At 60.1% G+C, this 9,215-nt stretch carries 11 protein-coding genes, 1 tRNA gene and 1 pseudogene; 2 read left to right on the top strand and 11 right to left on the bottom strand.

Features of this window, described 5'->3' with window-relative positions:
• Nucleotides 1–149: 149 nt before the first annotated feature.
• The 5 genes from BFP92_RS24290 to BFP92_RS24270 all read right to left on the bottom strand — a co-directional run bounded on the left by BFP92_RS24290 (nt 150) and on the right by BFP92_RS24270 (nt 3,865).
• Nucleotides 150–225, bottom strand: a tRNA-Gly gene (locus BFP92_RS24290).
• Between the two features lie 63 nt (nt 226–288).
• Nucleotides 289–849, bottom strand: coding sequence for a CDP-diacylglycerol--glycerol-3-phosphate 3-phosphatidyltransferase (pgsA, locus tag BFP92_RS24285; protein ID WP_056858037.1), 561 nt, complete (start codon nt 847–849; stop codon nt 289–291).
• Between the two features lie 32 nt (nt 850–881).
• A complete protein-coding gene (uvrC, locus tag BFP92_RS24280; protein WP_056858038.1) occupies nt 882–2,705 on the bottom strand; it encodes an excinuclease ABC subunit UvrC in 1,824 nt (607 codons plus the stop codon).
• Nucleotide 2,706: 1 nt separating this feature from the next.
• Nucleotides 2,707–3,348, bottom strand: coding sequence for a response regulator transcription factor GacA (uvrY, locus tag BFP92_RS24275; RefSeq protein WP_003190387.1), 642 nt, complete (start codon nt 3,346–3,348; stop codon nt 2,707–2,709).
• A gap of 151 nt (nt 3,349–3,499) precedes the next feature.
• Nucleotides 3,500–3,865 carry a helix-turn-helix domain-containing protein gene (locus BFP92_RS24270; protein ID WP_065931466.1) on the bottom strand — a complete coding sequence of 122 codons (366 nt, stop codon included), beginning with the start codon at nt 3,863–3,865 and terminating at the stop codon, nt 3,500–3,502.
• A gap of 81 nt (nt 3,866–3,946) precedes the next feature.
• Here BFP92_RS24270 and BFP92_RS30745 point away from each other — a divergent pair, with 81 nt between their 5' ends.
• Nucleotides 3,947–4,186, top strand: coding sequence for a DNA-binding protein (locus BFP92_RS30745; protein WP_074854515.1), 240 nt, complete (start codon nt 3,947–3,949; stop codon nt 4,184–4,186).
• 35 nt (nt 4,187–4,221) lie between these two features.
• On the opposite strand, the gene BFP92_RS24265 is transcribed toward BFP92_RS30745, so the two are convergent.
• Nucleotides 4,222–4,668, bottom strand: a complete 447-nt coding sequence (locus tag BFP92_RS24265) for a GNAT family N-acetyltransferase (RefSeq protein ID WP_065931465.1) — start codon at nt 4,666–4,668, stop codon at nt 4,222–4,224.
• 1 nt (nt 4,669) lies between these two features.
• Nucleotides 4,670–5,419: a carbon-nitrogen hydrolase family protein gene (locus tag BFP92_RS24260; protein WP_065931464.1), complete on the bottom strand. Its 750-nt coding sequence runs from the start codon at nt 5,417–5,419 to the stop codon at nt 4,670–4,672.
• 619 nt (nt 5,420–6,038) lie between these two features.
• On the opposite strand from BFP92_RS24260, the gene BFP92_RS24255 reads away from it, so the two are divergent.
• Nucleotides 6,039–7,118, top strand: a complete 1,080-nt coding sequence (locus BFP92_RS24255) for a 3-deoxy-7-phosphoheptulonate synthase (protein ID WP_065931463.1) — start codon at nt 6,039–6,041, stop codon at nt 7,116–7,118.
• 122 nt (nt 7,119–7,240) lie between these two features.
• Here BFP92_RS24255 and BFP92_RS24250 read toward each other — a convergent pair whose 3' ends face one another.
• The 4 genes and pseudogenes from BFP92_RS24250 to BFP92_RS31945 form a co-directional block, all read right to left on the bottom strand.
• On the bottom strand, nt 7,241–7,942 hold the full coding sequence (locus BFP92_RS24250; RefSeq protein ID WP_065931462.1) for an NAD(P)H-dependent oxidoreductase: 702 nt from the start codon (nt 7,940–7,942) through the stop codon (nt 7,241–7,243).
• 9 nt (nt 7,943–7,951) lie between these two features.
• A pseudogene (locus BFP92_RS31490) lies at nt 7,952–8,119 on the bottom strand (ABC transporter); the annotation flags it as partial.
• Nucleotides 8,107–8,247 (bottom strand): hypothetical protein, encoded by a 141-nt coding sequence (locus tag BFP92_RS31810; protein WP_170875864.1) that lies wholly within the window; start codon nt 8,245–8,247, stop codon nt 8,107–8,109. The gene BFP92_RS31810 and the pseudogene BFP92_RS31490, both read right to left, overlap by 13 nt.
• Before the next feature lie 19 nt (nt 8,248–8,266).
• A partial coding sequence (locus tag BFP92_RS31945) for a thiamine pyrophosphate-dependent enzyme (RefSeq protein ID WP_239694317.1) occupies nt 8,267–9,215 on the bottom strand: 949 nt, incomplete at its 5' end.

Genomic DNA, 9,215 nt, shown 5'->3' with positions numbered 1-9,215 from the left:
CGAACAAGTGCGCACCGCGCGCCAGGTACAGCGCGACTACACCTTCACCCACCCGCGCTACAACCAGCAGCACACCGCCACCGGCGATCAGGACCTAGGCACCCAGGCAAAAAAAAGCCACTCGTTAGAGTGGCTTTTTTCTTTGCATTTGGAGCGGGAAACGAGACTCGAACTCGCGACCCCGACCTTGGCAAGGTCGTGCTCTACCAACTGAGCTATTCCCGCGTCTTGGTGGTGTGCATTCTATAGAATCCAGAACCCCCGTCAACCCCTTGATTCAAAAAAGTTTTATTTCTTTTCAACGGTGGTGCGCAGATGCGGCCAGGCAGCGCGCAAATACTGAAGCATGGACCACAAGGTCAGGCCGGCGGCGATCAGCAGCAAGGCGTAACCAATCAGCACCCACATCGAGAAGTCCGACGGGTTGGCCAGCAAAATCACCAGCGCAAGCATTTGCGCGGCGGTTTTCCATTTGCCCATGTTGGAGACGGCCACATGAGCGCGGGCGCCGATTTCGGCCATCCATTCGCGCAGGGCCGAGACGACGATCTCGCGGCCGATGATCACGGCAGCCGGCAGGGTCAGCCACAGGTTGCCATGTTCCTGCACCAGCAGGACCAGGGCCACGGCGACCATCAGCTTGTCGGCCACAGGGTCGAGGAACGCGCCGAATGGCGTGCTTTGCTCCAGGCGGCGTGCCAGGTAGCCGTCAAGCCAGTCGGTGGCGGCAGCGAAGGCAAACACCGAACTGGAGGCGGCATAGCTCCATTCGTAGGGCAAATAGAACAACAAAATGAAAATCGGGATAAGCAGGACGCGTAGAACGGTGATCAGATTAGGGATATTCATCGGCACAACTGGCTACGAGGTGAGAAGGCATTCTATTCGCTGTGCAGACTTGCATAAATCAATTCTGCGAGCTTTTTACTGATACCGGGTGCTTTGGCTATTTCGTCAATGCTGGCACGGGATAGCTCCTGCAAGCCACCAAAATGTTTAAGCAGGTCGCGACGGCGGGTCGGGCCAACACCTGCCACCCCTTCCAGCGTTGAGGTTCGCCGGGTTTTGCCACGGCGGGCACGGTGGCCGGTAATGGCAAAGCGGTGAGCTTCGTCGCGGATCTGTTGAATCAGGTGCAACGCGGGGGAGTCGCCCTTCAAAGTGAACTCATGGGCGGCATCATTCAAGTACAACGTCTCGAAACCGGCCTTGCGCGTGGCGCCCTTGGCCACGCCAAGCAGGATCAGGTCAGGCACCGCCAGTTCGTTGAGCACGTCACGGGCCATGGACAGCTGGCCCTTGCCGCCGTCTACCAGCAGGATATCGGGAAGCTTGCCCTCGCCGTCCTTGAGTTTGCTGAAGCGCCGTGTGAGAGCCTGGTGCATGGCGGCGTAGTCATCGCCGGCAGTGACGCCTTCGATGTTGTAGCGCCGGTAATCGGATTTGATCGGCCCTTCCGGCCCGAATACCACGCAGGAAGCCACGGTGGCTTCGCCGCTGGAGTGGCTGATGTCGTAGCACTCCAGGCGCTGGGGCGGTTCATCCAGGTTAAGCACTTCGGCCAGGGCATCGAAACGTGCGGCAACGTGCTGACGATTGGCCAGGCGCGCGCCCAGGGCCTGTTCGGCATTGGTCACGGCCAATTGTTGCCAGCGCGCGCGGGTGCCGCGTACACGGTGACTGATGTCCAGCTCACGGCCGCGCAATTCGTGGATCGCCTCGATGAGCGTGGGGAAGTCCTCATGCACCACGTTGACGATCAGTTCGGACGGCAAGTCGCGCTCGGGGCTGCTCACGTAGTACTGGCCAAGGAAGGCTGCCATGACTTCGGCCACTTCCTCGTCGATACCGGTCTGCGGGAAGAAGTTCTTGCTGCCCAGCACTCGCCCGCCACGCACGCTGATCAGGTGCACGCAGGCGCCGCCGGGGTTGACGAAGGCGGCGATCACGTCGACATCACCGGTGCCACCTTCCATGCTTTGCTGGTCCTGCACGCGGCGCAACAGCGAGATCTGGTCGCGCAGCTCGGCAGCCCGTTCGAAATCCAGGGTACTGGCGGCCTGCTCCATGGCGCCTGAGAGTTCATCGGTGAGGGCGTTGCTGCGCCCTTCAAGGAACATCACCGAATGGCGCACATCTTCGGCGTATTCCGCCGGTTCAACCAAGCCGACACAGGGCGCCTTGCAACGCTTGATCTGGTATTGCAGGCACGGCCGCGTGCGGTTCCTGTAGAAGCTGTCTTCGCACTGGCGCACAAAAAAAGTCTTTTGCAGCAGGCTCAGGCTTTCGCGGATCGCGCCGGCGCTCGGGTACGGGCCGAAATACTTGCCCTTGGCCTTCTTCGCGCCTCGGTGAATGCTCAGGCGCGGGAAGTCACCGTCGGACAAATACACATAGGGGTAGGATTTGTCGTCACGCAGCAGGATGTTGTAGGGCGGCCGCCATTCCTTGATCAGCGTCTGCTCCAGCAGCAGCGCCTCGGTTTCATTGGCAGTGATGGTGGTTTCAACCTGGGCGATACGCGCCACCAGCGCGGCGGTTTTCGGCGCCAGCCCGGTCTTGCGAAAGTAGCTCGCCAGGCGGTTCTTCAGGTTCTTGGCTTTGCCCACGTAAAGCAGGCGTGCCTCGCTGTCGAACATGCGGTACACGCCAGGGCGGCCACTGCAGGTTGAGAGAAAGGCACTCGGATCAAACGGTGTGGTCATGTCAGGCGCTGGCGTCCACCATGCCGTGGCGTACCGCGAGCAGGGTCAATTCAACATCACTGCTGATGGCGAGCTTCTCGAAAATACGATAGCGGTAGGTGTTGACGGTTTTAGGCGACAGGCACAGCTTGTCGGAGATCGTCTGGACTTTCTGGCAGCCGACGATCATCAAGGCGATCTGGATTTCCCGCTCCGACAACGCATCAAACGGCGAGTCGCTGGTAGGCTGGAACGACTTGATCGCCAACTGCTGGGCAATCTGCGGGCTGATATAGCGCTGGCCGGCAAATACCAGGCGTATGGCTTGCACCATCTCGGCCAGGCCTGCGCCCTTGGTCAGGTAGCCGGCGGCTCCCGCCTGCAGAAGCCGGGTGGGAAAGGGATCTTCCTCGCACACGGTGACTACCACGACCTTGATGTCCGGATGGCTGCGCAACAATTTTGTCGTGGCACCAAGACCGCCAATCCCGGGCATCTTGACGTCCATCAATACCACATCGGGTTTCAACTCCCGGGCCTTGATCAGGGATTCCTCCCCCGATTCGGCCTGGCCGACTACTTGCAGGCCATCGATGTCAGCCAGCATTCGTGTAATGCCCGTACGAACGAGATCATGGTCATCGACTACTAGCACCCTAATCAAGCAGACACCTCGCGATATGGTCTTATAGGTTGCTGAACACCTTAGCAAAAAACCAAGGCGCAGACCTAGCTGCAAGCGTCATATATATAGAGTTTCAACGTGATGAAGCTGCCCGTCGGATGACAAGCAGCGCTGTTTCCTGGGTAAAAGGTCAGGAATCCTGGGCTTGCGGTTTGATTTTCCCATTCAACGCGACTGAATGTTCGGCCAGGGTGGATGTGAGGCGGCGGATTGCATCCTGGTCTTCCTTGAACATGGCGCGGTAATCACCGAGGACTTTCTCTTCTATCTGGCTGAGGTTTTCCAATTGGATCGGCGTGGCAACGCCGGTCAACACGTACAGGATGTCCACCCCTTTTTCGGCTACCCGTGACAGGTAGTCGGCTTTAGGCGCACGCCCACCGTTCTCATATTTGCCTTGGGCATTGGCTTCCACACCTCCAATTTCACCAAAAACTTTTTGCGACAGGCCAAGTCGCTCTCTTTCTTGACGCAAACGCGAACCGATTCCACTCATTTGGATGTATGATCCTATCTGGCACACCCCAAGAGGTGACACACTCATCTCGTTTTACACAAACTTGAACGGTTTTGAACTATGCCCGGAATCCGTACCGCCGCACAAGCCAAGGCTTGGCTGGAACATCAAGGAAAGTCAGTTCAAGCGTTCGCACGTGAACATGGCGTTGATCCGGCCACCACGTATCAAGTGCTCGCTGGGCGTAAAAAGGGACGGCGTGGGGAAGCCCATAAAGTAGCGGTCCTGCTGGGCATGAAAGAAGGGATTATCGTGGATGAGCCCGTGGCTCAACACCGCGATCCAAACAGCGTGTCTTGAGCGCAGTATGCGCTTATTCCTACCCTGTGCTTGATTTAGTCCACAGCGCCAGCCTGACACACGCGCTCCATGCGCCAAAAGCAGTCCTCCTCCCCAACAATGCTCAGCCCCTGGCGCTGATACAGGCCCTTCGCCGGATTGGTCTTGAACACGGTCAAGCGTAAAAGGCCCAAGCCCTGCGCGCGCGCCTTGAGCACCATCTGCTGCAACACCCAACTGCCCGCGCCCTGTTTACGACAGCGCTCAAGCAGGTGCAATTCGCGAATATAAAGCGCCCGGCTGTCACGGCTGACGCTGATAAACCCCATCACGGTTTCATCCTGGCAAATCAGCCAGTTTTCACGCGAAGCCCAGGCGACATCAAAGCCATGGTCAGACCACAACAAATCGTACTGCAGGTAGTAGCGATTCATGGCTTCATGGGTCAGCGTTCGCGCGAACGGCAGGTCAAGGTCCGTCGCCGCGCGCAGGTAAAAACCCATTTCAGAGGGCTACGACTTGGCCAGTCCAGTGCTGGCCGTTGCGGCGGGCAATCACCAAAGCCTCGCCAGTGCCCGGCACGCCGGCGAGCAGGCTCCCGCCCGCAGTCCAAATAGCGCTGCGCCCTGCACAGGTATAACCACCGGACGGACCACCATGGTTGGCCATCAGGACCAGCATGCGATGTTCGGCGGCATACCCCTGAAGCAGCGCGCTGTCAGTTGCGTACCCGCCTTCGCTGATAAGCACACCGGCGGCGTACACCGTAGCGCCGGCCTCTGCTGCCAGACGCGGATGGCTGGCGTGGGAAAAATCCGCACAGACCGCGAGTGCAATCCGATCATCCGCCCATTCGAGTGATGCGCCGCCCTGCCCTGCGACAAACGCCACCTCTTCGCCCGGGTGCAGATGTTGCTTGGTGTAGACCGCCAACGAACCGTCCGCGCCCAGCACCAGGGCTGCGACAAACACACCCGTCGCAGGTGCCAGACGAATCGGCATGCCCACCACTGCGGTCATTCGCAGTTCCTGTGCCATCTCGCGCAGCGGTGCCAGCAACGCGTCCTCGGGAGCAATCGCCAATTGGGCTGCCAGGGCCGGCTCATAGCCGGTCAACGACAGTTCCGGAAACACCAGCAATTGCACGCCCTGCTCCGCCGCCGCCTGCATAAACGCCAAATGCCGCTGGAGGTTGGTCGGCACGTCGCCGGCGATGGAAGTGGTTTGGGCAGCGGCAAGGGTCAAGGCAGTCATGGTCGCGTCCTGGCAATCATTATTAACGTGTGAACAGCATATCGGTACTCACCCCATAGCCGTAAGTAGGTCACGCGATAGAAATAACTGATTGAACCCACACGCGTGCCTCTAGTAAGCTCCCCCCATCATTTGGAGACACACCATGTTGCAACTCACCCACACTCAGGTTTGCCCTGCTGCCAGCGCCTCGTGCTTGGTGTCGGCTACCCGTGTGAGCGGTTTGAGCGCACTGGTCAGCTTTTATTTTGGGTATTGGTTTAGCCACTGGCGCGCCTGATACCTGAAATCGGCGCCCACTACTCAAGGGGTCGCCTACCAGAGAAATCTAACCCCCGGTCGGCTCCCCGACCGGGGGTTTTGTTTTTTAAGGCCCCAATAATTCTGCTTCACACCGAACACTAAAAGGACTCACGACATGAACTACGCCACCTATTACCGTTACGACACTTCGACTGCATGGCGATTTAGCAAGCTCCGTTCGGGACAGCCTGCCGCCTCCGATCGGTCACCTATTGGTGGCAAGCCAACACACGTAGCCAATACGGCCAATTGTCGAACACCCCAGTAGGGCAGAGCGTGCGGGAACAGCCCGCCGCTTGCCCAGGAAGCCTTGAATATGAACTCTGCCACCGCCGCCTTGCCTGTTGCCAACCTGTCCAGCGCCAATGAAGCCCTGACCCAGCGCCTGCCCAGCTCCCTTGAGCTTAAGCACCAGTTGCCTCTGAGCCCGTTCCTGAATGAACAGATCCACACCCATCGCCAAGCCGTGCGCGCCATCCTCAATGGCGAAGACTCGCGTTTGCTGGTGATTGTCGGCCCGTGTTCGATCCACGACCCTGAATCAGCCATGGAATACGCGCGCAACTTGAAGAAGCTCGCGCTGGAAGTCAGCGACCAGATGCTGCTGGTAATCCGCGCCTACGTCGAAAAACCGCGCACCACCATCGGCTGGAAAGGCCTGGCCTACGATCCGCACCTGGATGGCAGCGACGACATGGCCGCCGGCCTCACGCTGTCGCGCGAACTGATGCGCGAGATGCTGCGCCTGGGCTTGCCGGTCGCCACCGAGTTGCTGCAACCCATGGCCGCCGGCTACTTCGATGACCTGCTCAGTTGGGTCGCCATCGGCGCACGCACCACCGAATCGCAGATCCACCGCGAAATGGCCAGCGGCCTGGGCATGCCGGTCGGCTTCAAAAATGGCACCGACGGCGGCGTCGCGATTGCCTGTGATGCGATGCGCTCGGCGTCCCACCCGCATCGCCATTTCGGGGTGGACAGCCAAGGCCATCCGGCAATCATCCAGACACCGGGCAACCCCGACACGCACCTGGTACTGCGCGGCGGTCATCGTGGGCCGAACTACGATGCGCAAAGCGTGGCGCAAGTGAAACACGACCTGGCCAAGTCCAAGGTCGCGGCGCGCATCATGGTCGATTGCAGCCACGCCAACAGCGGCAAAGACCCGCTGCGTCAACCGGCAGTGTTCAACGACGTGCTGCAACAGCGCCTGCAAGGCGATACGTCGCTGATCGGCATGATGCTCGAAAGCCACCTGTTCGAAGGCTGCCAACCGTTGAGCGCGTCGATGAAATACGGGGTGTCGGTGACTGACGGTTGCCTGGGTTGGGCGGGCACCGAACAATTGCTGCGCAGTGCGGCAGAGCGCCTCCGGGCACAGCACAAAGCCAATTGATCCATGCGGATCAAAATGTGGGAGCGGGCTTGCTCGCGAATGCGGTCTGTCAGTACCAGGTTTTCTGACTGACCCACCGCTTTCGCGAGCAAGCCCGCTCCCACATTTGGACTGTGCCAGCCTCAAGAGAGTGGATACAACGCCTCATCAAACTGCGCCAGCTTCGGAAACACCATGGGCTGCTCATCCGCCAGCCCTTGCAGCCGTTGCTCATATCCCAGCAAAAAATCCTGCCGCGCCTCGGCACTGATATACGGCACATGCCAGGCCACAAACGGCGCCAGCACGTCATACCCGACATACGCCAAAGTGCCGCGCAGAATCGGGCGCAGCATCTCCTCCAACGGCCCGTGAATCGCACCCTCACCAAACATATGCTCGCGCCCGCCCAAGGTCACGGTGACCAGCGCGCGCTTGCCCGCCAGCCCGCCCTGATCGTAAAAACGCTTGCCGCCGTAACACACGCCGGACACCAGCACCCGGTCGATCCAGCCCTTGAGCATGGCCGGTGCCGAGAACCAGAAGATCGGGAAGTTGAGGATCAGCAGGTCGGCCCACAGCAGCTTGTCCAGTTCGCCCTGGATGTCCGCCGCAATCGACTGATGTTTAACCCCCAGGCGCTGCTCCAGGGCATACACCAGATAATCCGGATTCTCCCGCGTGGAAAAGTCGGCGGCCGATGCCACCGGGTTCCACTGCATGGCGTACAGGTCGCTGACCAGCACTTCGTGGCCCTGGCGTTGCAACGTGCCGAGCGCCTGATCGCGCAGCGCCGCGGTAAACGACTGCGGCTCAGGGTGAGCGTGAACAATCAACACCTTCATGTGCATTCCTTAAACAGTGGACGCCGCCCGTTGGGCCAGCAAATGGTCGAGCCAGTCCGGATCCATTTCCGGCTCCGATGAAAACAACAGGTCGGTGTAAGCCTGGTACGGCGGGGTAAACATCGCGCTGCGGCGGCCTTGGTCCACCACCCTGCCGCGTTGCATCACCAGCACCTCTCGGCATAGGCCAGGCCCAGGCGCAGTACGCCGCCGGGTTTGGGTGTCGGCTTGGCCGAAGAGGCGCTGTGTTTGAGGAAGTCCCGTCGGTGCATCGCTTGAGTCATTTTGTTGTTGTTTTCGCTCATGGTCTTGCTCCTGTAAAGGTCAACAGGCACAGGCATGTTTGAGCTCGATCAAGGTCACGCCATTGCGTTTGAAACCGTTGCGCAAGTCCGTCTGCAACTCATCCAGATTCTTGGGTTGGTTCACGGTGCAGCCGAACGCCTGGGCGAACAGCGCAAAGTCCGGGTTACGTGGCAGCACGCCGATGGGCTCGATGTCCAGGCTGAGCATGTCATCGCGGATCTGACCGAGGGCGTCGTTGTTCCACAGCAGTATCACCAGCGGGCTGTTCAACTCCTCGACAGCCGTGGCCAACTCTTGGGCGGTGTAGAGAAAGCCGCCATCGCCCACCAGCACCAGGCCCGGACGCAGCGGCGCGCCGAACTTGGCGCCAATGCCGGCGGGCAAGCCATAGCCCAAGGTGCCGTAGCCGGTGGGGTGCAGCCAACTGCGCGGGGCGCGGCTGCGGTAGGCATAGTTGCCGGTGTAGGCCAACTGGGTCATGTCGCTGCTGATAAAGGCGTTAGCGGGCAGCTCCGCCTCGATGCGGTCAAAAATGGCCTGGTGAATGGACTGCAAAGGGCCGTGCCCCAACTCCACCGCCTCAAGTAATCTCGCGACCTGTTGGCGTGCCGCATCGGTATTTCGCGGTGCCGGCGGCAGACGTTCGAGCAAGGCCAGCAAGGTCTGTTGGGCATCGCCTTTGAGCGCCACGGCGCAGGGGTAGAAATCGTTGAACTTGCGCGGGTCGATATCGATGCGCAGCAGTTCGCCGGTGATGGGCAAGCGTTCGCGCCAGTAATCGGTGTCGGCCATTTCCGTGCCCACGGCCAACACCACATCCGCCTCGCTGATAAGCTGCCAGCCGGGTTCCACACACAGGGTGGCGCCGGCATTCAACGGGTCATTCACCGGCAGTAAGCCCTTGCCGGCCACACTGCTGAAAAACGGCGCGGCCAACAGCGTGCTCAAGCGCTGCAAGGCCTCACCC

Origin of the sequence: Pseudomonas sp. 58 R 3, from assembly GCF_900006605.1 — a bacterium.
Lineage (GTDB): Bacteria > Pseudomonadota > Gammaproteobacteria > Pseudomonadales > Pseudomonadaceae > Aquipseudomonas > Aquipseudomonas salomonii.
This window is presented reverse-complemented; position numbering and strand designations above follow the sequence as displayed.

What these genes read in the sequence shown, in the direction of transcription:
- pgsA (WP_056858037.1), bottom strand. Translation starts at nt 849, where the DNA reads ATGAATATCCCTAATCTGATCACCGTTCTACGCGTCCTGCTTATCCCG.
- uvrC (WP_056858038.1), bottom strand. Translation starts at nt 2,705, where the DNA reads ATGACCACACCGTTTGATCCGAGTGCCTTTCTCTCAACCTGCAGTGGC.
- BFP92_RS24270 (WP_065931466.1), bottom strand. Translation starts at nt 3,865, where the DNA reads ATGAGTGGAATCGGTTCGCGTTTGCGTCAAGAAAGAGAGCGACTTGGC.
- BFP92_RS30745 (WP_074854515.1), top strand. Translation starts at nt 3,947, where the DNA reads ATGCCCGGAATCCGTACCGCCGCACAAGCCAAGGCTTGGCTGGAACAT.
- BFP92_RS24265 (WP_065931465.1), bottom strand. Translation starts at nt 4,668, where the DNA reads ATGGGTTTTTACCTGCGCGCGGCGACGGACCTTGACCTGCCGTTCGCG.
- BFP92_RS24260 (WP_065931464.1), bottom strand. Translation starts at nt 5,419, where the DNA reads ATGACTGCCTTGACCCTTGCCGCTGCCCAAACCACTTCCATCGCCGGC.
- BFP92_RS24255 (WP_065931463.1), top strand. Translation starts at nt 6,039, where the DNA reads ATGAACTCTGCCACCGCCGCCTTGCCTGTTGCCAACCTGTCCAGCGCC.
- BFP92_RS24250 (WP_065931462.1), bottom strand. Translation starts at nt 7,942, where the DNA reads ATGAAGGTGTTGATTGTTCACGCTCACCCTGAGCCGCAGTCGTTTACC.
- BFP92_RS31810 (WP_170875864.1), bottom strand. Translation starts at nt 8,247, where the DNA reads ATGAGCGAAAACAACAACAAAATGACTCAAGCGATGCACCGACGGGAC.